We start from the raw sequence: 22,169 nt of genomic DNA on the forward strand, positions 1-22,169 counted from the left end.
TATCCGGGCCGGGCCTGCGCTCTGGAGCGCGAGCCCGGCTATCCGGAAAATTAAGCGAACTTCGCCTGAATCTCCTCGGAGACATTCGACGGGACCGGTGAGTAATGATCAAATGTCATGGTGTACTGTGCACGGCCCTGAGACATCGAGCGCAGCGTATCGACATATTTGAACATGTTGGCCAGCGGCACATGAGCAGCGACGACAACAGCGATGCCGCGCATTTCCTGTCCCTGGATCTGTCCCCGGCGGGAGTTCAGGTCACCAATCACGTCACCGACGTAGTCCTCTGGCGTAATCACTTCCACCGACATGATCGGCTCAAGCAGCTGAGGCCCCATGAACTTTGAATTTTCGCGGAAGCAGGCGCGACCGGCGATCTCAAAGGCGAGGACGCTCGAGTCCACATCGTGGTAGGCGCCGTCCAGCAGGGTTGCCTTGATGCCAAGCATCGGGAAACCTGCAAGCGGTCCGGAATTCATCACGCTGTTGATGCCCTTCTGGACGCCGGGGATGTATTCCTTGGGCACCGAGCCACCAACAACCTTGGTGTCGAAGATAAACTCGTCGTTCTCATCGTTCGGCTCGAACCGGATCTTGACGCGTGCAAACTGACCCGAACCACCCGACTGCTTCTTGTGGGTGTAATCGGCTTCGTAGGCCTTGGTGATCGATTCACGGTAGGCAACCTGCGGCGCACCGACATTGGCCTCGACCTTGAACTCGCGACGCATCCGGTCAACCAGAATGTCGAGGTGCAACTCGCCCATGCCGGCGATGATGGTCTGACCGGATTCTTCGTCGGTCTTGACGCGGAACGAAGGATCCTCAGCCGCCAGGCGGTTGAGTGCGAGACCCATCTTTTCCTGGTCGCCCTTGGTCTTCGGCTCGATCGCAATCTGGATCACCGGCTCAGGGAATTCCATGCGCTCGAGAATGACCTGATTGAGCGGATCGCACAGGGTATCACCAGTGGTGGTTTCCTTGAGGCCCGCCAGTGCAACGATGTCACCGGAAAATGCGACCTCGATATCCTCACGGGAATTCGAGTGCATCTGCAACATACGGCCAACGCGCTCGCGCTTTTCCTTGACCGTGTTCATCACCGACTGGCCCTTTTCGAGCCTGCCGGAATAGATCCGGGCAAAGGTCAGCGATCCGACGAACGGGTCGTTCATGACCTTGAAGGCGAGCATCGACAAAGGCGCCTCATCGGTTGCCTCGCGGGTGGTCGGCTCGTCGGTCTTGACGTCGATGCCTTCGATGGCATGCACTTCAGCCGGGCTCGGAAGATAGTCGACAACAGCATCGAGAAGCGGCTGAACGCCCTTGTTCTTGAAGGCCGAGCCACAGAACATCGGGAAGAACTGAACCGCAAGCGTGCCCTTGCGAACCAGGGCGCGGATTTCGTCATTGTCAGGCATCGTGCCTTCCAGATACCGCTCCATGGCAGCTTCGTCGGCTTCGACGACGGTCTCGATGAGCAATTCGCGGTACTCCGCAGCCTTCTCCTTGAGATCGTCCGGGATTTCAACGATGTCCCACTGGGCGCCGAGCGCTTCATCACGCCAGACCAGCGCGTTCATCTCGACAAGATCAACAACACCGACAAACTCGGTCTCAGCGCCGATCGGCAGCTGCATGACAGCCGGAATCGCCCCGAGCCGGGACTTGATCATCGACACCGAGCGATAAAAATCGGCGCCGACCTTGTCCATCTTGTTGCAGAAGATCATCCGCGGAACATTGTACTTGTCCGCCTGACGCCAGACGGTCTCGGTCTGTGGCTCAACACCGGCATTGGCGTCGAGCAGCGCAATCGCTCCATCGAGCACGCGCAATGACCGCTCTACCTCAATGGTAAAGTCGACGTGGCCGGGCGTATCAATGATGTTGAAACGCACGGTCTTGCCGTTGCGGCCCTTCCAGGACGTCGTTGTGGCGGCCGACGTAATGGTGATGCCGCGCTCCTGCTCCTGCTCCATCCAGTCCATGGTGGAGGCGCCATCATGGGTCTCGCCCATCTTGTGGTTCTTGCCGGTATAATACAGCACGCGCTCGGTGGTCGTGGTTTTGCCGGCGTCGATGTGCGCCATGATACCAAAATTTCGGTAGTCTTCGATTGCGTATTCGCGGGCCATCTTGGATGCCTTTCGATATTTGTTCGCTGATTACCAGCGGTAATGCGAAAATGCGCGGTTGGCGTCGGCCATCTTGTGGGTATCTTCCCGCTTCTTGACCGCGCTGCCGCGATTGTTGGCCGCATCCATGAGTTCGCCCGAAAGGCGCTCGACCATGGTGGTTTCGTTCCGCTTGCGCGCGGCGGCAATCAGCCAGCGAATGGCCAGAGCCTGACGGCGCTCGGGGCGGACATCGACCGGAACCTGATAGGTTGCGCCACCGACACGGCGGGAGCGGACTTCCACGTGCGGAGCAACATTTTCAAGCGCCTGGTGAAACTGGGGAACCGGCTCCGACTTGGAACGGGCCTCCACCTGGTCCAGCGCTCCGTAAACAATCTGCTCGGCAACTGATTTCTTGCCGTGCATCATAATGGCGTTCATGAATTTGGACAGGACCAAGTCGCCGAATTTCGGATCCGGGTTGATCTCACGCTTCTCTGCACTATGACGTCGTGACATACTTTTCGTCTTTCAACTGAAGGGTCGAAGCGACCAGCCGCACCTTGCGCGCGACCAGCCGACACAATTACTTCGGACGCTTGGCGCCGTATTTCGAGCGGCGCTGCTTGCGGTTCTTGACGCCCTGGGTATCGAGAACGCCACGGACGATGTGGTACCGCACGCCGGGCAAGTCCTTGACGCGACCGCCGCGGATCATGACCACGGAGTGCTCCTGAAGGTTATGACCTTCACCCGGAATATATCCGATCACTTCGAAGCCGTTGGTCAAACGGATCTTTGCGACCTTACGAAGCGCCGAGTTCGGCTTCTTCGGGGTCGTGGTGTACACGCGGGTGCAAACACCGCGCTTTTGCGGATTCTGCTCCAGCGCAGGAACCTTGTTGCGCTTGACCGGCGCCTGGCGCGGCTTGCGGATCAGCTGGTTTACAGTTGGCATGTAACCATCCCTTTAGAACTCATGTTTCGCCCTCTCAGGCACCTAGCCCGCAAACCGCAAGCGCAAAACAGGGACCGATCCAGCTCCGCCGGAAGGCCCAGTAAAGCAGAGGACACAAATTACGGTGTCATGCGTGCAGCATTGTCGGTTCACAGTGCAGTCAGAAACCTTGTTTGAGGCAACTTTCAGGACGTGTCGTCCCGAAGAAAAGCGCCTCACATCGGTCTCGGTGGCTGCTAACTACTGATTTCCCTGCAAGTCGTCAAGACCAAGGGTAAAATAAACGCATCTGATCGGGCACATGGCCCTGATCAGCCATCCGGCGACGGATTGTTGCGCCATCCGTCGCCTCTGCGGTGTTTAATGTCCCGCCGCAACTGGCCGCACGGCTCAGAGCCAGGCCGACGGCAGAATCACGTGCTTGTTCAATCCCGCGGCTTGCTGGTTGATCCGCACAACGGGCGCCAGAATCAGGCTCTTCGCACAAGCCCGACAAGAAACAGCAAAATCACGGCGCCAATGGTGGCATGAATGATCGATGCGAGGATGCCGCCACCGATGGAAACCCCGATCATCGGCAGGACCAGCCCGGCGACAAAAGCGCCGACGATGCCGACAACAATGTTGCCGATCAATCCGAAGCCGAAGCCCTTCATGATCACGCCTGCCAGCCACCCCGCTACCGCACCAATGAGCAGGAAAATGATAAGACCCTGAATACCCATGATAGCTACTCCCCTTCCCTTGTCATATTGCTCCCACAGAGGCGCTCAGTACAGATCGAAAGAGATTGCGTCTCAAGAACCAGTCACATCGGTTCCCGCCGCCGCGCCCCGTCAACTGGAGCAAACCAGAAAGACTGCCGAACCGCAAGCTCAACCTTGAGGGAGCATGGCGTGCTCCGCCTGGCTGCATGCCCGTGACCGGCATGATCGGTTGATAGAATCAGAGCCCGCGTTGCGTTCTGCGTTGCGACATGGGAAACAGCCGCTGAACCTCACGCCGGAAAGGACGACCGATGAACTCAGACAATGACAACGGACGTGTCGACGGGGAATCGCCAGCCGTCTTCATTATCATCGGCCAGGTCAGCCTGGAAAAAGACGGTGACAAGCGTCCGCTCCACGTCATGCTGACAGCACCTGACGAAGACACCGCCGTGCGGCTGTGCCTCGACGCCTTGACGGCAAAGGGATTTGCGGAGGCGGATCTCGACCAGATCGGGTTGATGAGCGAAATGCCGGACGAAGAACCGCACGCGTCCGCCTATCAGGGCGCTCTTGAGGGCGAAGTCGCAATCATTGCCTTCGAGTGAACACGGCCTTCGGCTGAATTGGTGCCGCCTGATCAGGCAGGTCGTTTCCGGCAGAGGCCTCAACCGGATGGTCGCGGCTTTGGGCGCACTCGCGGGCTACCAGGCCGGCACCGGGCGGGGCAGAGCCGCATGGAGCCCGGGACCGCATGGAACCCGGAATGGCTTCAGTCGTTGACATCGCGAGATGCAACCACCGGGAGACCGCAAACCTATGAAACTGTCCAGAACACTGAGTGCCGCACTCGCTGCGGCCGCATTTTTGACCGCAACCAGCGTCACGGCCCGGGCCGATGACGGCTGGATCGTCAAGACCAGCACCGCTTCGGTGGAGCAAACCGCCGACAGGCTGGTGGCGGCGGTGGAGAAGGCCGGAGCCACGGTCTTCGCCCGTGTTGACCACGCCGCCGGCGCCCGGCGTCTTGATGCCGAATTGGCCGGGATGACACTGGTGATGTTCGGCAATCCGAAAATCGGGACACCGATCCTGCAGGCTGCTCCCCGCACCGGCCTCGATCTGCCAAACCGGGTGCTGATCTGGGATGACCAAGGTGAGACGCGCATCGGCTATCTCGATCCGGCCGAACTCAAGCAGCGGTACGATGTTGAAGGCGCGGACCAGGCGTTCGACACCATGGCCGGAGCGCTTGGCAAACTGACCGATGCGGCGTCGCAGTAACGCCGTCCCCTCCAGACCCGCAACGAAAAAGGCCGCCTCGAAAGGCGGCCTGATTCTGTAGTCTCACGCTTTCCGTCTATTCGGCAGGCGTGGGCTCTTCCGATGTCATCTTGGTCAGCATCGGCGCCGCGGTCTCCGCGCCTGAGGTCTTGCGACGCTCATCGAGGATCAGATCGTCACGCGCCGTGGCGATGCGTCGGATCTGGGTCATGGTGCCACCGGTACCGGCCGGCACCAGACGACCAACAATGACGTTTTCCTTCAGGCCCTGCAGTGTATCGACCTTGCCTGCAACCGCAGCTTCAGTCAGCACCTTGGTGGTTTCCTGGAACGACGCCGCCGAGATGAAGGACGGGGTCTGCAGCGAGGCCTTGGTGATGCCAAGCAGAACCGGCACGCCGAATGCCGGCTTCTTGCCCATCTCGATCAGACGGTCATTGGCATTGTCGAGCTCGATCTTGTCGACATTGTCTCCGACGATATAGACGGAATCACCGGAGTCGGTGATCTCGACCTTCTGCAGCATCTGCCGGACAATCACTTCAATGTGCTTGTCGTTGATCAGAACGCCCTGCAACCGGTAGACTTCCTGGATCTCGTTGACGAGATAGGAGGCAAGAGCTTCCACGCCCTTGATCGCCAGGATGTCGTGCGGCGCCGGATTGCCGTCGAGGATGTAATCGCCCTTTTCGATATAGTCGCCATCCTGAAGGTGGAAAGGCTTCCCCTTCGGAATCAGATATTCGACGGGCTCCTGACCATCTTCAGCCGGCTCGATCTGGATGCGGCGCTTGTTCTTGTAGTCGCGACCGAAGCGGATGGTGCCATCAATCTCGGCGATGATGGCGTGATCCTTCGGACGACGGGCCTCGAACAATTCCGCAACCCGTGGCAGACCACCGGTGATGTCCTTGGTCTTGGCGCTTTCAAGCGGGACACGCGCCAGAACATCGCCCTGGCTGACCTTGGCGCCGGGTTCGACCGACAAAATTGCATCCACTGACAACTGGAAGCGCGCTTCGCCCCCACGAGCCAGCTTGGCAATCTCGCCATCCTTGTCCTTGATGATGATCGACGGCTTGAGATCGGCGCCACGCGGCGTTGAACGCCAATCGATAACCTGACGCTTGGTGATGCCTGTCGCCTCATCCGTTGCCTCAAGAACCGAAATGCCGTCAACGATGTCTTCGAATTCGACGGTGCCTTCGATTTCGGTCATCATCGGACGCGTGTAGGGATCCCACTCGGCCAGGCGCTGGCCGCGTTTGACCGCATCGCCATCATCGACATAGATCTTCGATCCGTAAGCAACCCGCTGCGAAGACCGTTCCGTACCGGCTTCGTCGAGGATCTGCACCGCCATGCTGCGGCCCATGGCAATCAGGTTGCCATCGGAGTTGCGCAGCATGTTGCGGTTCTTGATCCGGACCGTACCTTCATAGGAGGCTTCCAGGAACGATGTGTCCACCACCGTGGCGGTGCCGCCAAGGTGGAAGGTACGCATGGTCAGCTGGGTACCGGGCTCACCGATCGACTGGGCGGCGATAACACCGACAGCTTCACCGATGTTGACCGGCGTCCCGCGAGCAAGGTCGCGTCCGTAGCAGGTTCCGCAAATTCCGGTCTGGATATCGCAGGTCAGCGGCGAACGAATGCGGACCGACTGAATGCCGGCGGCCTCGATCTCGAGCACCTGGGCTTCATCAACCGTCGAGCCAGCCTTGACCAGCAGGTCACCGGTGAGCGGATGATTGATGTCGTCCAGCGTGGTGCGGCCCAGGATCCGTTGACCAATCGACGCGACCACCTGGCCGGCATCGACAATTGCCGTCATGGTCAGGCCTTCCTTGGTACCGCAATCGACGTGGGTGACGATGCAGTCCTGCGCCACGTCGACCAGACGACGGGTCAGGTAACCCGAGTTGGCGGTCTTCAGCGCGGTGTCGGCAAGGCCCTTACGTGCACCGTGAGTCGAGTTGAAGTACTCGTTCACGGTCAGACCTTCCTTGAAGTTCGAGATGATCGGCGTCTCGATGATTTCACCCGACGGCTTGGCCATCAGGCCGCGCATGCCGCCCAACTGACGCATCTGGCTTGGCGAACCACGCGCACCGGAGTGGCTCATCATGTAGATCGAGTTCATCTGCTTCTGGCGACCATTTTCGTGGAACTCCACGGATTTGATGCGCGCCATCATCTCATCGGCAACCTTTTCGGTCGCCTTACCCCAGGCGTCGACAACCTTGTTGTACTTTTCGCCCTGGGTGATGAGACCCTCATTGTACTGCTGCTCGTATTCCTTGACCAGGGAATCGGTGTCGCCAACGATTTTCGCCTTGGTGGCCGGGATTACCATGTCGTCCTTGCCGAACGAGATGCCGGCGCGGCAGGCATGGCCAAAACCAAGCTGCATGATCCGGTCGCAGAAAATCACCGTGTCCTTCTGACCGCAGTGACGGTAGACGGTGTCGATCATCTTGGAAATGTTCTTCTTGGTCATTTCCTGGTTGCAGGTGTCGAACGGCACATTGGCATTGCGAGGCAAGAGTTCGCCGATGATCATGCGACCCGGCGTGGTTTCGTAGACCTTCGATGCAGGCTTGCCTTCAGCATCGACCGTCTTGAAACGACCTCTGATCTTGGTGTGCAGGGTGACGATCTTGCTTTCCAGCGCGTGGTGCAGTTCGCCCATATCGGAGAACACCATCCCCTGCCCCGGCTCGTTCTCGGCCTGGATCGAGAGATAGTACAGACCCAGCACCATATCCTGAGACGGCACGATGATCGGTGCCCCGTTTGCCGGGTGCAGGATGTTGTTGGTCGACATCATCAGCACGCGGGCTTCAAGCTGGGCTTCGAGCGACAGCGGCACGTGAACGGCCATCTGGTCGCCGTCAAAGTCGGCGTTAAAGGCGGTACAGACGAGCGGATGCAACTGGATCGCCTTGCCTTCGACCAGAATCGGTTCGAAAGCCTGAATGCCCAGACGGTGCAAGGTTGGCGCGCGGTTAAGCAGCACCGGATGCTCGCGGATCACCTCATCGAGGATATCCCAGACTTCCGGCCTTTCCTTTTCCACCAGCTTCTTGGCCTGCTTGACGGTCGAGGAATAGCCCTTGGCGTCAAGACGGGCATAGATGAACGGCTTGAACAGCTCGAGCGCCATCTTCTTGGGCAGACCGCACTGGTGCAGCATGAGCTCGGGACCGGTCACGATCACCGACCGGCCGGAATAGTCGACGCGCTTGCCGAGAAGGTTCTGGCGGAAACGGCCCTGTTTTCCCTTGAGCATGTCGCTCAATGACTTCAGCGGACGCTTGTTGGCACCGGTGATGGTGCGGCCGCGGCGGCCGTTGTCAAACAAGGCGTCAACGGCTTCCTGCAGCATCCGCTTTTCGTTGCGGATGATGATGCCGGGTGCGCGCAGTTCGATCAGCCGCTTGAGGCGGTTGTTGCGGTTGATGACACGACGATACAGATCGTTGAGGTCGGAGGTGGCAAACCGGCCGCCATCCAGCGGCACCAGCGGCCGCAGATCCGGCGGGATCACCGGAACAACCTTCATGATCATCCATTCCGGCTTGTTGCCGGATTCGATGAAGCTCTCGACGATTTTCAAACGCTTCATCAGCTTCTTCGACTTCAGCTCAGACGTCGTGGCAGCCAATTCGGTGCGCAGATCGCCGGCGATGCGATCGAGATCCATCGACGCCAGCATTTCATAGATCGCTTCCGCACCGATCATTGCAGTGAAGGAATCTTCACCGAATTCGTCGACGGCAACCATGTAGTCTTCCTCGGAGAGAAGCGAATTCTCCTGGAGCGAGGTCAGGCCCGGTTCGGTGACGATGTAATTTTCAAAGTAGAGAACCCGCTCGATATCCTTGAGCGTCATGTCCATCAGCGTGCCGATGCGCGAGGGCAGCGACTTCAAGAACCAGATGTGTGCAACCGGCGCTGCCAGTTCGATATGGCCCATGCGCTCGCGCCGAACGCGTGACAACGTGACTTCGACGCCGCACTTTTCGCAGATAACACCCTTGTACTTCATGCGCTTGTACTTGCCGCACAGGCATTCATAATCCTTGATCGGACCAAAGATGCGCGCGCAGAAGAGACCATCGCGCTCGGGCTTGAAGGTACGGTAGTTGATCGTCTCCGGCTTTTTGATTTCGCCGAAGGACCAGGAAAGAATCTTCTCCGGGCTGGCGATCGAAATCCGGATGGAATCGAACGTCTGCGCCGGGACGGCGTTGTTGAAAAGATTCATGACCTCATGGTTCATGCCTGTCTCCTTTAAGGGCTGTTCGCCCTTGGCTTGCGACGGCGCCGGCGCCGGCTGACCCCCGGCAACAGACCATCGCCTGAAATTCGTGTTCACCGCGCCAATCGCGGAAGCATCTCCTGCCCGCAACCGGCGGGAAGGATGATGGCGCGAGGAACTTCAAGTCCCCCGCGCCTTCCAGGCTCTATTCAGCCGCGTCCGTCAACTGGTCATGATCGGTGACCGCATCGATCTTGTTGGCTTCCAGTTCGACGTTGAGGCCAAGTGAACGCATTTCCTTGACAAGCACGTTGAAGCTCTCCGGAATACCGGCCTCGAAGGTGTCGTCTCCACGCACGATGGCTTCGTACACCTTGGTACGGCCGGCCACGTCGTCCGACTTGACCGTCAGCATTTCCTGCAGGGTGTAGGCAGCGCCATAGGCTTCCAGCGCCCAGACCTCCATTTCCCCGAAACGCTGACCGCCAAACTGCGCCTTACCGCCCAGCGGCTGCTGGGTGACCAGCGAGTACGGACCGATGGACCGGGCATGGATCTTGTCATCGACCAGGTGGTTGAGCTTGAGCATATAGATATAGCCCACGGTCACCGGCCGGTCGAAGGTTTCGCCGGTCCGCCCGTCATAGAGCGTCGACTGACCCGAGACATCAAGACCTGCCTGTTCAAGCATGATGTTGATGTCGGCCTCGACCGCGCCATCAAACACCGGTGTGGCGATCGACACGCCACGGCGTGTCTGCTCGGCCAGCAGGACGATCGAAGGATCATCGTACTGCTTGATCGGCTCGCCCTTCGGGCCTGTTCCGATGACGCTGTCGATGGTGTCCCGCAAAGGCTGAATATCGGCCCCGGCATTGTAGGCGTCCAGCATCGCACCGATCTTCTTGCCCATACCGGCGCAAGCCCACCCGAGGTGGGTTTCAAGGATCTGGCCGACGTTCATGCGCGACGGCACGCCCAACGGGTTAAGCACGATGTCGACATGGGTTCCGTCTTCAAGGAACGGCATGTCTTCGCACGGCAGGATGCGGGAAACCACACCCTTGTTGCCGTGACGGCCGGCCATCTTGTCGCCCGGCTGGATCTTGCGCTTCACAGCGACAAAAACCTTGACCATCTTCATCACGCCAGGCGGCAGTTCGTCGCCGCGCTGAACCTTTTCGACCTTGTCCATGAAGCGGCTTTCGAGCAACTTCTTGGAATCGTCGTACTGGCCACGCAGCGCTTCAATTTCGCCCTGCAGCTTTTCGTCCTCGACAGCGAACATCCACCACTGCGAACGCGGATAGTCCCCAATCGTGTCGGCGCTGACTTCGGAGCCCTTCTTGAAGCCCTTCGGCCCGGCGATCGCGACCTTGCCGGCGATCATGTCCGACAGGCGGCCATAGACGTTCCGGTCCAGAATAGCCTGCTCGTCGTCGCGGTCCTTGGCCAAGCGCTCGATTTCCTCGCGCTCGATGGCCATGGCGCGTTCGTCCTTTTCAACGCCGTGGCGGTTGAAAACGCGAACTTCCACGATCGTGCCATAGGTTCCCGGCGGCATCCGCATCGACGTATCGCGGACATCGGAGGCCTTTTCACCGAAGATGGCGCGCAGAAGCTTTTCTTCCGGCGTCATCGGGCTTTCACCCTTTGGCGTGATCTTGCCGACGAGGATATCGCCAGGCGCAACTTCGGCACCAATATAGACGATGCCGGCCTCATCGAGGTTTCTCAGCGCTTCTTCCGAAACGTTGGGAATATCCCGGGTGATTTCCTCAGGCCCGAGCTTGGTGTCACGCGCCATCACTTCGAACTCGTCGATGTGAATGGAGGTGAACACGTCGTCGGAAACGATGCGCTCGGACAGAAGGATCGAGTCTTCGTAGTTGTAGCCGTTCCAGGGCATGAACGCGACGAGCACGTTGCGGCCAAGTGCCAGATCGCCGAGATCGGTCGATGGACCATCGGCAATGATGTCACCCTTGTTCAACACGTCACCCACGGTGACCAGCGGACGCTGGTTGATGCAGGTGTTCTGGTTGGACCGCTGGAACTTCTGCAGCCGGTAGATATCAACGCCGGACTGCGAGGCGTCCATATCCTCGGTGGCGCGGATCACGATACGGGTCGCATCGACCTGGTCGACAACACCGCCGCGGCGCGCCGCGATGGCAGCACCGGAATCACGGGCCACAACCGGTTCCATGCCGGTGCCGACAAACGGAGCCTCGGCGCGAACCAGCGGAACCGCCTGACGCTGCATGTTCGATCCCATCAATGCGCGGTTGGCGTCATCGTTTTCAAGGAACGGAATCAAGGCAGCGGCCACAGACACCAGCTGGCGCGGTGACACGTCCATCAGATCGATGTTTTCGCGTGGCGTCATCATCACGTCGCCGGAATGGCGGCAGACGACAAATTCATCGACCAGATGTCCCTCGGGGCTGAGCTCCGCATTGGCCTGCGCCACGAAGTACTTCGCTTCTTCCATCGCCGACAGATAGATCACTTCCTTGGTGACCGCGCCGTCCTTGATCTTGCGATAGGGGCTTTCGATGAAGCCATACTTGTTGACGCGCGCAAATGTGGCGAGCGAGTTGATCAGACCGATGTTCGGGCCTTCCGGCGTTTCAATCGGGCAGATGCGGCCATAATGGGTCGGATGCACGTCACGGACTTCAAAGCCCGCGCGCTCGCGGGTGAGACCGCCCGGTCCAAGCGCGGAAAGACGGCGCTTGTGGGTGATCTCGGAGAGCGGATTGACCTGGTCCATGAACTGCGACAACTGCGAGGACCCGAAGAACTCACGCACCGCGGCGGCAGCCGGCTTGGCGTTGATCAGATCCTGCGGCATCACCGTGTCGATCTCGATGGATGACATGCGCTCCTTGATGGCGCGCTCCATCCGCAGCAGGCCGAGGCGATACTGATTTTCCATCAGTTCGCCGACCGAGCGCACCCGACGGTTGCCGAGGTTGTCGATGTCGTCGATTTCGCCCTTGCCATCGCGCAGCGAAACCAGTGTGCTGACCACAGCGACGATGTCTTCCTTGCGCAACACGCGCACCGTGTCTTCGGCATCCAGGTCGAGGCGCATGTTCATCTTGACCCGACCGACGGCCGACAGGTCGTAGCGTTCGGAATCAAAAAACAGCGAATTGAACATGGCTTCGGCTGTTTCGATGGTCGGCGGCTCACCGGGGCGCATGACGCGGTAGATATCGAACAAGGCTTCCTGACGGGTCGAATTCTTGTCAACGGCCAGGGTATTGCGAATATAGGCGCCGACATTGATGTGGTCGATGTCGAGCACCTTGATGTCGTCATAGCCGGCTTCAATCAGATCAATCAGATTGCCCTTGCGCTCGCCGGTCTTGGCGTCGACAGTGACTTCCAGCTCGTCTCCGGCCTCGAGATAGACTTCGCCGGTCTCGGGATTGACAATGTCTTCAGCCAGATAGGAGCCAACCAGATCTTCGTCGGTCGCCTTGATCGACTTGAGACCCTTATCCGCCAACTGCTTGAGCAGACGCGGCGTCAGCTTCTTGCCTGATTCGACAACGACCTCGCCGGTGTCGGCGTCAATTATGTCGGTCATTGCCTTCTGACCCTTGAGGGTCTCGGGCCGGAACGGAATCCGCCAGGTTTCGCCATCACGCTCGTAGACCGAATGGGTGTAGAACGTCGACAGGATTTCCTCGGGATCCATGCCCAGCGCCAAAAGCAGCGACGATGCCGGAATCTTGCGCCGGCGGTCGATACGGGCGTGAACAATGTCCTTGGCATCAAATTCGATATCAAGCCAGGAACCACGGTAAGGAATCACGCGCGAAGCAAACAGCAGTTTGCCGGACGAATGGCTCTTGCCCTTGTCGTGATCGAAGAACACGCCTGGCGACCGGTGCATCTGGGACACGATGACCCGCTCGGTGCCGTTGACGATGAAGGTACCATTGTCCGTCATGAGCGGCATGTCGCCCATATAGACATTCTGTTCCTTGATATCCTTGACCGATTTCGCGCCGGTATCCTCGTCGATATCGAACACGATCAGACGCAGTGTCACCTTGAGCGGCGCAGCATAGGTCAAATCGCGCTGGCGGCATTCCTCGGTGTCGAATTTGGGGTTTTCGAACTCGTAGGACACGAATTCCAGCATGGCGCTGCCCGAGAAATCCGAAATCGGGAAAACCGATTTGAAAACCGCTTGCAGTCCTTCGTCAGACCGGCCGCCGAGCGGCTCGTCCACCATAAGGAACTGGTCGTAGGATGCCTTTTGAACCTCGATGAGGTTCGGCATCTCCGCCACTTCCGGGATTTTTCCGAAGAACTTGCGTACGCGCCTGCGACCGTTGAAGGAAAGGGTCTGAGCCATCGTCGCTCCTTGTCAATTTGCATCCGGGCCTGCAACAGACGATCGCCGCTGGCCAAGCGACTCCGTCATATAAATGAATTCATTCAATCTCGTCTCATTTCCCAGAGCAGCGTGGCCGGAGTGCCTTGCAGTCTGGTTCAAGACTATCCTTTTGAAGAACCCATTACCCAAAAGCCGTTTGACGGGCTTTTGGGTAATCCGTTCGTCGCCAGAAACATCCGGGGGCAAGGCAACCCCGCCCCCGGACGCAATTTCGTCTTACTTGACGGTGACCTTGGCGCCAGCGTCTTCAAGCTTCTTCTTGATGTCGTCAGCTTCACCCTTGGAAACGGCTTCCTTGACTGCCTTTGGCGCAGCTTCCACCAGATCCTTGGCTTCTTTGAGGCCGAGACCGGTGATGGCGCGGACTTCCTTGATGACGTTGATCTTGTTCGCGCCGGCTTCGGCGAGAATGACGTCAAATTCAGTCTGCTCTTCAGCAGCTTCGGCCGGAGCAGCAGCAGCGGCAGCGGCAGCAACCGGTGCAGCGGCGGACACGCCCCAGGTTTCTTCAAGCATCTTCGAAAGCTCTGCAGCTTCCATGACGGTCAGGGCGGAAAGTTGTTCCACGATTTTGGCGAGATCAGCCATTTTCATATTCCTTGTATTCGGTTCGAACCGGTTTTGACTAGTTATGCGAAGGTCTGCCTATGCAGCCTCGTCCTTGCGGGCATATGCGCCGATGACACGCGCGACGGAACCCGCCGGTGCGTTGACGATCTGGGCAATGCGCGTTGCCGGCGTGGTAATCATACCGACCAGCTTGGCGCGCAGCTCGTCGAGCGATGGGAGCGTGGCCAAAGCCTTGACCCCGTCGGCGTCGAGCATTGTTGACCCCATCGCGCCACCAAGGATGACCAGCTTGTCGCTGACCTTGGTGAACTCGATGGCGACTTTTGGAGCAGTCACCGGATCATCGCTATAGGCGATGAGCGTCTGACCGGAGAAGAGGTCTGTGACCGCTTCGGACTCCGTGCCCTGAAGAGCGATTTTGGCAAGGCGGTTCTTCGCAACCTTGACGGTGCCGCCGGCTGTGCGCATGCGCGACCGAAGGTCGGTCATTTGCGCAACCGTCAGACCGGCGTAGTGGGCTACGACAACCGAACCTGCGTTCTTGAAAACGCCGTTCAGTTCCGCGACGAATTCGCGTTTTTCCGCTCTATCCACTGCGTTTCTCCAGTTGGCAGATGATGCATGCACCACCTGCCGGGTTTGCCTTTGCCACAAGGGATTCTCAACGAATCCACAAGCGACGCTTGAGGATCCTGTCCCCTTACACCGACACCGAATATCGGCAGCGGCACAAGGCAAGCGAGGTTCGAACCGTAAGAGCATGTGCTCCAAACAACGGATCGTACCCGTCTCATGCAGGCCTTAACGATTAAGGCGAACCACCCGCAATCTCGGACAGGGAGCCCGGAATTTCTTCCGGACCTTTCCGGCCCGAAGGCCGGAAACTGAAGAAAACCGGATGATGATTCCGGTTTTCTGAAATTGGCAATCAGGCGACGCTGAGCGTCGACGGATCAATCTTGACGCCGGGGCCCATGGTCGACGAAATCGCCACGCGCTTGACGTAGTTGCCTTTGGCGCCGGTAGGCTTGGCCTTGATGACCGCATCAGCAAAGGCGCGGATGTTTTCTTCGATCTTGTCGGAACCAAACGAAGCCTTGCCGATGCCGGCATGCACGATGCCGGCCTTTTCAACGCGAAACTCGACCGCGCCACCCTTGGACGCATTGACCGCAGCGGTCACATCCATGGTTACCGTGCCAACCTTCGGGTTGGGCATCATGCCGCGCGGGCCGAGCACCTTGCCGAGACGGCCGACCAGCGGCATCATGTCAGGCGTGGCAATGCAGCGATCGAATTCGATCGTGCCCGCCTGAACGATTTCCACCAGATCCTCGGCGCCGACAATGTCCGCACCGGCAGCACGGGCTTCGTCAGCCTTGTCGCCACGAGCGAAGACGGCGACGCGGACGGTCCGACCGGTTCCGTTGGGCAGATTGACCACACCCCGAACCATCTGGTCGGCGTGACGCGGGTCAACGCCGAGATTCATCGAGACTTCAATGGTCTCGTCGAACTTGGCGATGGCGCGTTCCTTGATCATCGATACGGCTTCGCCGAGCGGGTAGTACTTGTCACGATCAACGCCTTCGTTGACCTTCTGCATGCGTTTTGCAATCTTGGCCATGATCTTATCCCGTCACTTCCAGGCCCAGGGAGCGGGCAGAGCCCTCAACCATGGCCATCGCGCCTTCGATGTCGGCGGCGTTGAGGTCCTTCATTTTTGCTTCAGCAATCGTACGGACCTGATCACGGGTGATCGAACCTGCAATTTCCTTGCCTGGCAACTTTGAGCCCGTCTTGAGCTTGGCTTCCTTTTTGAGGAAGTAAGTCACAGGCGGCTTCTTCATGACAAAGTTGAAGGACTTGTCCTGGTAGTAGGTGATGACGACCGGAATCGGCATGCCCTTTTCCATTTCCTGCGTGGCGGCATTAAAGCCCTTGCAGAATTCCATGATATTGATGCCGCGCTGACCAAGTGCTGGACCAATCGGGGGCGACGGTGTCGCTGATCCGGCCGGTACCTGCAGCTTGAGCTGGCCTGCAACTTTCTTAGCCATTGTCTCTCTGCCTCTCGTTGTCGCGACGCCGTAGCGCCACTTTGTGCCGGAAAACCGGCGGCTGCGGTTGCGTGGTTCGGTTAGACAGACCGGCTACAGCCTGCTTGCCTCCCACGCGAATGCATCACCAGACCCGCTGGCCATGCAAAACCCGACCCGCGATCTCTTGTCGAAACCGCGGAGCGGGCAAAACCCTGTCAGACCTTCTCGACCTGACCGTATTCGAGCTCGACCGGTGTAGCCCGCCCAAAGATCGAAACTTCGACCTTGAGGCGCGACCGCTCCTCGTCGACTTCCTGCACGGTTCCGTTGAACGAGGCGAAGGGGCCATCGGACACGCGAACCTGCTCGCCGATCTCGAAGGAAATCGACGGCTTTGGACGCTCGACACCTTCCTGAACCTGAGTCAGAATCCGGTCCGCTTCCGAATCCGGAATCGGAACAGGCTTGGAATCGCTGCCCAGAAACCCGGTCACCTTCGGCGTGTTCTTGATCAGGTGAAACGCCTCGTCGGTGAGGTCGGCACGAACCATCACGTAACCGGGGAAAAACTTGCGCTCGGCATCAACCTTGCGGCCACGGCGAACCTCGACAACCTTCTCGACCGGAACAAGAATCTTTTCGAAAAGATGGCTCAAGCCCTTCTGGCGCGCCTGCTCCTCAATCGATTCAGCAACCTTCTTCTCAAAATTCGAATAGGCGTGAACGATGTACCAGCGTGCAGTCATGTCTTCTCCCGCCTCAAGCGCCGACGTTCAGGATGAGGCCAATGACCCACCCCAACACCTGGTCCGCAGTAAAAAAGAAAATGGAGGCCAGCAGCACCATCACAAGAACCATGATCGTCGAGATCGAGGTCTCGCGGCGCGACGGCCACTTCACTTTCGCAGTTTCAGCTCGAACCTGCTGGAGGAATGTAAACGGATTTGTCTTGGATGCCATTTTTTGTCCACGCTTATACGGCGCGTAAAGCCGGTATCCCAGCTCCACGCACCGCGTGTCTGTTAACGCCTACATAAAGCCCGAATCCCTAAACCACAAGAGGGAAACAGGCTTTTTTCACAAAAGACCAGCGAACTGGCCCGAAGCTTGCTACCCAGCCCTGGGTCATCGGCATGCCGTTCGGCGGCGGATCAACTCGCGCCAGATCAGAACACCCGGGCTGGCAGGGGCAGCAGGACTCGAACCTGCGACCTACGGTTTTGGAGACCGTCGCTCTACCAACTGAGCTATACCCCTATGCCGATGGCCGACCTGATAGCGTCAAATGCAGGAGGAATGCAACAAAGAAGTGACCGCAATCGCATTGCCGGCCTGTTTTTCTGCATCAGCCTGCCATTTGCTGCCCCGGCCGGGCAGAACAGACCCGGCGCAACCCGCCACCGCCCGGTATGCCGGCGCCGGCGGGCGACCGATTCGTGCTGCCGTCGGCCTTGGCGGAAACCATTCGCCAGGAACCTGCGGTCATCATACCACGGATTCCACCGCTTCGATGTTGGCCCTGGAGACAGAATCGGCGCTGCGGCCGATCGTGTGCGTGGTGCTGCCACGATCGTCTCTTCGTGCAGGTCGGCGGTCGCGACCGGAGGCGCGGCTCCGGTGACGCCACTGCCGTTGCACAGTCACCGTTTCAGCCGCGATTCGAAACCGGGACAGGCAGCCTGACCAATTTCGCGCGGTGCGCGATCAATTTCCCATCCGGCCGCCCGGGATTTCCATGCAGTCAGCCCGAATCGTCGCTTAAGGCGCACTGCTTGTTGCGGCCGGTGCCGGGTGCATTTTCGAATGTGCATCTCAGGCTCGGCGGGTCGCCGCACTTGGCCTTCAGGGCCTTGAAGCCCACGCATTTGCCGGTCGCGTTGATCCGGTAACCGGGCCCACCCTTGCAGCCACATCCCTGGCATGGCGGCCGCTGAGGACAGCCCGCGCCCTGCGCCATTGCGACAGGCATCAGCAGTCCCATCACCGCGACCGTCACCGCGATCCACGCCCTGCGTCCCAATCACCCCTCCCCGGTGCCACTGCATCTTCCGCAGCACCGCCCACCCGACCGGCTGTGCGGTGCGGTAGCTCCCCGGCTCGCTGCAAACGCCGGCGTTCAGTTGAGCACAGGCGAACGCGACGAGCACAGGCCGCACCCGCCACTCTACACCCCGCCCCGTCCCGGCCAAGCCATGGCCAGGGTCAGTGCCCCTCACCCCCCCGCCCGTCAGTCTGCGGTCAGCCCCCGCGACACCGCCCACCACTCAGTCAGCAGGTCAAAAGACCCACGTTTTGCAGTGCCATACATTTGCCGCGGCAGGCTGGCGCCATCGCCGAAGCGGTCCTTGATTATTCAATGATCGTGGCGACCATGCCGGCGCCGCCAAAACAAAACGCGCCGAAGCGCGTTTTGCAGTGTCATACATTTGCCTCGGCAAGCTTGCGCCATCGCCGAAGCGATCCTTGATTATTCAATGATCGTGGCGACGATGCCGGCGCCGCCAAAACAAAACGCGCCGAAGCGCGTTTTGCTGAGTCATACAATTCCGTCGGCAAGCTTGCGCCATCGCCGAAGCGATCCTTGATTACTCAATGATCGTTGCGACGATGCCGGCGCCGACGGTACGACCGCCTTCACGGATGGCGAAGCGCAGCTTTTCTTCCATCGCGATCGGCACGATGAGCGACACTTCCGCCGAAATGTTGTCGCCAGGCATGACCATCTCCGTGCCTTCCGGCAGCGTCACAATGCCCGTCACGTCGGTGGTGCGGAAATAGAACTGCGGACGGTAGTTGGTGAAGAACGGCGTGTGACGGCCACCCTCTTCCTTGGTCAGAATATAGGCTTCCGCCGTGAACTTGGTGTGCGGCTTGACCGAACCCGGCTTGCACAGGATCTGGCCACGCTCGACGTCTTCACGGCCAACGCCGCGCAGCAGCGCGCCGATGTTGTCGCCGGCCTGGCCCTGATCGAGCAGCTTGCGGAACATTTCAACGCCGGTGCACACCGTCTTCTGGGTGTCACGGATGCCGACAATCTCGATTTCCTCGCCAACCTTGACAATGCCGCGCTCAACCCGGCCGGTGACAACCGTGCCGCGGCCCGAGATCGAGAACACGTCCTCGATCGGCATCAGGAACGGCTGGTCGATCGGACGCTCTGGCGTCGGAATGTAATCGTCAACTGCAGCCATCAGCGCGCGGATCGCGTCCTCGCCCATGGCCTTGTCGCCATCGTTGAGCGCAACAAGCGCCGAGCCCTTGGTGATCGGAATGTCGTCGCCTGGGAAATCATAGGACGACAGCAGTTCGCGCACTTCCATCTCGACCAGCTCGAGCAGCTCTTCATCGTCAACCTGGTCGATCTTGTTCAAAAACACCACCAGCGAGGGAACGCCAACCTGGCGCGCCAGCAGAATGTGCTCGCGGGTCTGCGGCATCGGGCCGTCGGCCGCCGAGACAACCAGGATCGCGCCGTCCATCTGTGCAGCGCCGGTGATCATGTTCTTGACATAGTCGGCGTGGCCCGGACAGTCGACGTGGGCATAGTGGCGGTTCTCGGTCTCATACTCGACATGGGTGGTCGAAATGGTGATGCCGCGCGACTTCTCTTCCGGCGCCGCATCAATCTGGTCATAGGCCTTGAAATCACCAAAATACTTGGTGATCGCAGCCGTCAGCGATGTCTTGCCGTGGTCAACGTGACCAATCGTGCCGATGTTAACGTGCGGCTTATTGCGCTCGAACTTACCCTTTGCCATCGTCCTGTATCCTGTAATTCTGTTGGCAGACTGTAGGTCCGGACGTATTTGAACCGGGACCCGCGAGAAGTTAACGCGACATAAGGCTTTCGCTCCGGTTTCGCAAGCCCAAATCTGGACACGGGACAAGCCCCGGATCGGGGCTGCTGGCGCGATCACAGCCTCTACCCATTGGTTCGGCTGGCGCCCCAATCCTGTGCCGTGGCCGATGCCGGGCCGGTGGCTCTCGCTCAGAATACCGGCAAGCCATACCGGGAGACCCGGCCCACAAACAGGCTCCGAACGATTCGCGATGCGGCGGGGTGCCGTCGAATCTCTGGTCAATGGCCAGGCGGGCTGGAGCGGTGACGCAAACGGTCAGCGCCACCGGCTCGCTTGATAGCGGCGGGGACCCGGCGACACACAGCACGGTTCAAATGACCGCGCAAGGCAATCGCCGTGACGGGCTGCACACTGGCCGGGTCATCGCCTTGGCCCGTGCTGAAAAGCGCAGCAAGACCTTTGAATGAAACGGCAATGAAATGGATGAGCACGAAAGCCTTGAAATTCTTGGAGCGGGTAGAGGGAATCGAACCCTCGTATTCAGCTTGGAAGGCTGCTGCTCTACCATTGAGCTATACCCGCATTCATGACCCCGCGACGGTGGTGGAGGAAGTTGGATTTGAACCAACGTAGGCGAAGCCAACGGATTTACAGTCCGTCCCCTTTAACCACTCGGGCATTCCTCCGGTCCAGCCGTCAGGGTCATGCATCCAAGATGGACAACCCGAAAACGCTCGGGCTTCGCGTGCCGGGTGATTGGGTAAATCACCAAGCTCGCGGTCGGCGTTATGACGGCGCACGGTTCCCGTGTCAACAAGCTTTGCCACAAAAACAACCGGTTCCGGTCAGCTTCTTCGCCCAGCCACACACAGATGGCCTTGCCGGCCGGCCGGCGCCAGTCCGGTTGCGTCGCTTCGCAGCTTACTGCGCCATGTTGCGCCGCGGAGCAATAAGCGTATAAAGCGCGCCATGAGCAAAGATGACGATGCCGGCGAGCCCGGTTCAAACCGCGACACCCATTATGCCAAGCTGCGTCGCGCTCACCGCGACGCCAAGCGCGATCAGCAGGGCTTGCCACCGGCGCAACCACGCACCAGGCGTGAGCTGCCGGCCCGCAAGGGCTCGCTCTATGCCGGCCGCGTCGCACCCGAGACAGTCTATCTCTACGGCCTGCACACGGTGCGCGCGGCGCTGGACAACCCGGCCCGGCGCATTGCCAGCCTCAAGGCCACCCGCAATGCCTTGACCCGCCTGGAGATCGCCGAGGATGCGGCCCTGCCCTTCGCGCTCGACCTTGTCACACCGCAGGACATCGACCTGCTGCTGGGCGACGATGCCGTGCACCAGGGCGTTCTGCTGCAGACTGCTCCGCTCAAGCCGCGGCCGCTGTCGGCCCTTGGCGAGACCAATCTGCTGGTGATTCTCGACCAGGTCACCGATCCGCACAATGTCGGCGCCATCATGCGCTCGGCAGTGGCGTTCGGCGCCGGCGCGCTGATCACCACCCAGCGCCACAGCCCGCAGGAATCGGGCGTGCTGGCGAAGGCGGCCTCCGGCGCACTGGAACTGATCGATCATATCGAGGTCCGCAACCTCGCGACCGCCATCGAGGAGATCAAGGCGCAGGGTTTTGTCACCATCGGACTTGATTCGGCGGCTCCCGCCCCCATCGAAGCCGGGCTTTCTGGCGAGCGCATCGCGCTGGTGCTCGGCGCCGAGGGCAAGGGCTTGCGCCACAAGACCCGAGACACCGTCGACAGGCTGATCCGGCTCGACATGCCCGGGGCAATCAAGTCCCTCAATGTGTCCAATGCCACGGCCATCGCGCTTTATGCCGCACGCCAACACCTCGCCGGGGCCGAGCGGCGCTGAGAAGCCCCGGTTCCGGGCCGATTGCGGGCTTGCCGGAGAGCATCCGGGCGAGCCGCGCTTGACGACTGGGGACGAAAGTCACCAGATTGCACGAATTTCGCTTTACAGGCGCGGTGAATATGCTAT

At 59.7% G+C, this 22,169-nt stretch carries 16 protein-coding genes and 3 tRNA genes; 3 read left to right on the top strand and 16 right to left on the bottom strand.

Features of this window, described 5'->3' with window-relative positions:
* Positions 1–50: 50 nt before the first annotated feature.
* From fusA to PZ897_RS02485, 4 genes are all read right to left on the bottom strand, one after another.
* Positions 51–2,141 carry an elongation factor G gene (gene fusA, locus PZ897_RS02470; RefSeq protein WP_275749698.1) on the bottom strand — a complete coding sequence of 697 codons (2,091 nt, stop codon included), beginning with the start codon at positions 2,139–2,141 and terminating at the stop codon, positions 51–53.
* Positions 2,142–2,171: 30 nt separating this feature from the next.
* Complete coding sequence (rpsG, locus tag PZ897_RS02475) at positions 2,172–2,642, bottom strand: 30S ribosomal protein S7 (RefSeq protein ID WP_275749700.1); 471 nt, start codon at positions 2,640–2,642, stop codon at positions 2,172–2,174.
* Between the two features lie 67 nt (positions 2,643–2,709).
* Complete coding sequence (gene rpsL / locus PZ897_RS02480) at positions 2,710–3,081, bottom strand: 30S ribosomal protein S12 (protein WP_275749701.1); 372 nt, start codon at positions 3,079–3,081, stop codon at positions 2,710–2,712.
* A gap of 470 nt (positions 3,082–3,551) precedes the next feature.
* Entirely contained in the window at positions 3,552–3,806 is a 255-nt protein-coding gene (locus tag PZ897_RS02485) for a GlsB/YeaQ/YmgE family stress response membrane protein (protein WP_275749702.1), read from the bottom strand.
* A gap of 293 nt (positions 3,807–4,099) precedes the next feature.
* Here PZ897_RS02485 and PZ897_RS02490 point away from each other — a divergent pair, with 293 nt between their 5' ends.
* Both PZ897_RS02490 and PZ897_RS02495 read left to right on the top strand, forming a co-directional pair.
* Positions 4,100–4,396, top strand: a complete 297-nt coding sequence (locus tag PZ897_RS02490) for a transcriptional regulator (RefSeq protein WP_275749703.1) — start codon at positions 4,100–4,102, stop codon at positions 4,394–4,396.
* Positions 4,397–4,607: 211 nt separating this feature from the next.
* Complete coding sequence (locus PZ897_RS02495) at positions 4,608–5,072, top strand: DUF302 domain-containing protein (protein WP_275749704.1); 465 nt, start codon at positions 4,608–4,610, stop codon at positions 5,070–5,072.
* Positions 5,073–5,148: 76 nt separating this feature from the next.
* Here PZ897_RS02495 and rpoC read toward each other — a convergent pair whose 3' ends face one another.
* The 12 genes from rpoC to PZ897_RS02555 all read right to left on the bottom strand — a co-directional run bounded on the left by rpoC (position 5,149) and on the right by PZ897_RS02555 (position 20,857).
* Entirely contained in the window at positions 5,149–9,357 is a 4,209-nt protein-coding gene (rpoC, locus tag PZ897_RS02500) for a DNA-directed RNA polymerase subunit beta' (protein ID WP_275749706.1), read from the bottom strand.
* A gap of 184 nt (positions 9,358–9,541) precedes the next feature.
* Positions 9,542–13,714, bottom strand: a complete 4,173-nt coding sequence (gene rpoB, locus PZ897_RS02505; RefSeq protein WP_275749708.1) for a DNA-directed RNA polymerase subunit beta — start codon at positions 13,712–13,714, stop codon at positions 9,542–9,544.
* Positions 13,715–13,972: 258 nt separating this feature from the next.
* Positions 13,973–14,344: a 50S ribosomal protein L7/L12 gene (rplL, locus tag PZ897_RS02510; RefSeq protein WP_275749710.1), complete on the bottom strand. Its 372-nt coding sequence runs from the start codon at positions 14,342–14,344 to the stop codon at positions 13,973–13,975.
* 57 nt (positions 14,345–14,401) lie between these two features.
* Positions 14,402–14,920 (bottom strand): 50S ribosomal protein L10, encoded by a 519-nt coding sequence (gene rplJ, locus PZ897_RS02515; RefSeq protein ID WP_275750123.1) that lies wholly within the window; start codon positions 14,918–14,920, stop codon positions 14,402–14,404.
* 334 nt (positions 14,921–15,254) lie between these two features.
* On the bottom strand, positions 15,255–15,953 hold the full coding sequence (gene rplA, locus PZ897_RS02520; protein ID WP_275749711.1) for a 50S ribosomal protein L1: 699 nt from the start codon (positions 15,951–15,953) through the stop codon (positions 15,255–15,257).
* Positions 15,954–15,957: 4 nt separating this feature from the next.
* A complete protein-coding gene (rplK, locus tag PZ897_RS02525) occupies positions 15,958–16,386 on the bottom strand; it encodes a 50S ribosomal protein L11 (protein ID WP_275749714.1) in 429 nt (142 codons plus the stop codon).
* Positions 16,387–16,583: 197 nt separating this feature from the next.
* A complete protein-coding gene (gene nusG / locus PZ897_RS02530; protein WP_275749716.1) occupies positions 16,584–17,114 on the bottom strand; it encodes a transcription termination/antitermination protein NusG in 531 nt (176 codons plus the stop codon).
* Positions 17,115–17,127: 13 nt separating this feature from the next.
* On the bottom strand, positions 17,128–17,328 hold the full coding sequence (secE, locus tag PZ897_RS02535) for a preprotein translocase subunit SecE (protein ID WP_275749718.1): 201 nt from the start codon (positions 17,326–17,328) through the stop codon (positions 17,128–17,130).
* 221 nt (positions 17,329–17,549) lie between these two features.
* Positions 17,550–17,625 (bottom strand) — tRNA-Trp (locus PZ897_RS02540).
* 1,328 nt (positions 17,626–18,953) lie between these two features.
* Positions 18,954–20,129, bottom strand: coding sequence for an elongation factor Tu (gene tuf / locus PZ897_RS02545; RefSeq protein ID WP_275749696.1), 1,176 nt, complete (start codon positions 20,127–20,129; stop codon positions 18,954–18,956).
* A 550-nt stretch (positions 20,130–20,679) separates the two neighbouring features.
* Positions 20,680–20,753, bottom strand: a tRNA-Gly gene (locus tag PZ897_RS02550).
* 19 nt (positions 20,754–20,772) lie between these two features.
* Positions 20,773–20,857, bottom strand: a tRNA-Tyr gene (locus PZ897_RS02555).
* Positions 20,858–21,140: 283 nt separating this feature from the next.
* Between PZ897_RS02555 and rlmB the strand changes: the two genes are divergently transcribed.
* A complete protein-coding gene (gene rlmB / locus PZ897_RS02560; RefSeq protein ID WP_275749720.1) occupies positions 21,141–22,043 on the top strand; it encodes a 23S rRNA (guanosine(2251)-2'-O)-methyltransferase RlmB in 903 nt (300 codons plus the stop codon).
* Positions 22,044–22,169: the final 126 nt, after the last annotated feature.

Source organism: Hoeflea sp. YIM 152468, assembly GCF_029210485.1.
In the GTDB taxonomy this organism is placed as follows: Bacteria; Pseudomonadota; Alphaproteobacteria; order Rhizobiales; family Rhizobiaceae; genus Hoeflea.

Coding starts and splice junctions, on each gene's coding strand:
- fusA (WP_275749698.1), bottom strand. CDS start 2,141: ATGGCCCGCGAATACGCAATCGAAGACTACCGAAATTTTGGTATCATG.
- rpsG (WP_275749700.1), bottom strand. CDS start 2,642: ATGTCACGACGTCATAGTGCAGAGAAGCGTGAGATCAACCCGGATCCG.
- rpsL (WP_275749701.1), bottom strand. CDS start 3,081: ATGCCAACTGTAAACCAGCTGATCCGCAAGCCGCGCCAGGCGCCGGTC.
- PZ897_RS02485 (WP_275749702.1), bottom strand. CDS start 3,806: ATGGGTATTCAGGGTCTTATCATTTTCCTGCTCATTGGTGCGGTAGCG.
- PZ897_RS02490 (WP_275749703.1), top strand. CDS start 4,100: ATGAACTCAGACAATGACAACGGACGTGTCGACGGGGAATCGCCAGCC.
- PZ897_RS02495 (WP_275749704.1), top strand. CDS start 4,608: ATGAAACTGTCCAGAACACTGAGTGCCGCACTCGCTGCGGCCGCATTT.
- rpoC (WP_275749706.1), bottom strand. CDS start 9,357: ATGAACCATGAGGTCATGAATCTTTTCAACAACGCCGTCCCGGCGCAG.
- rpoB (WP_275749708.1), bottom strand. CDS start 13,714: ATGGCTCAGACCCTTTCCTTCAACGGTCGCAGGCGCGTACGCAAGTTC.
- rplL (WP_275749710.1), bottom strand. CDS start 14,344: ATGGCTGATCTCGCCAAAATCGTGGAACAACTTTCCGCCCTGACCGTC.
- rplA (WP_275749711.1), bottom strand. CDS start 15,953: ATGGCCAAGATTGCAAAACGCATGCAGAAGGTCAACGAAGGCGTTGAT.
- rplK (WP_275749714.1), bottom strand. CDS start 16,386: ATGGCTAAGAAAGTTGCAGGCCAGCTCAAGCTGCAGGTACCGGCCGGA.
- nusG (WP_275749716.1), bottom strand. CDS start 17,114: ATGACTGCACGCTGGTACATCGTTCACGCCTATTCGAATTTTGAGAAG.
- secE (WP_275749718.1), bottom strand. CDS start 17,328: ATGGCATCCAAGACAAATCCGTTTACATTCCTCCAGCAGGTTCGAGCT.
- tuf (WP_275749696.1), bottom strand. CDS start 20,129: ATGGCAAAGGGTAAGTTCGAGCGCAATAAGCCGCACGTTAACATCGGC.
- rlmB (WP_275749720.1), top strand. CDS start 21,141: ATGAGCAAAGATGACGATGCCGGCGAGCCCGGTTCAAACCGCGACACC.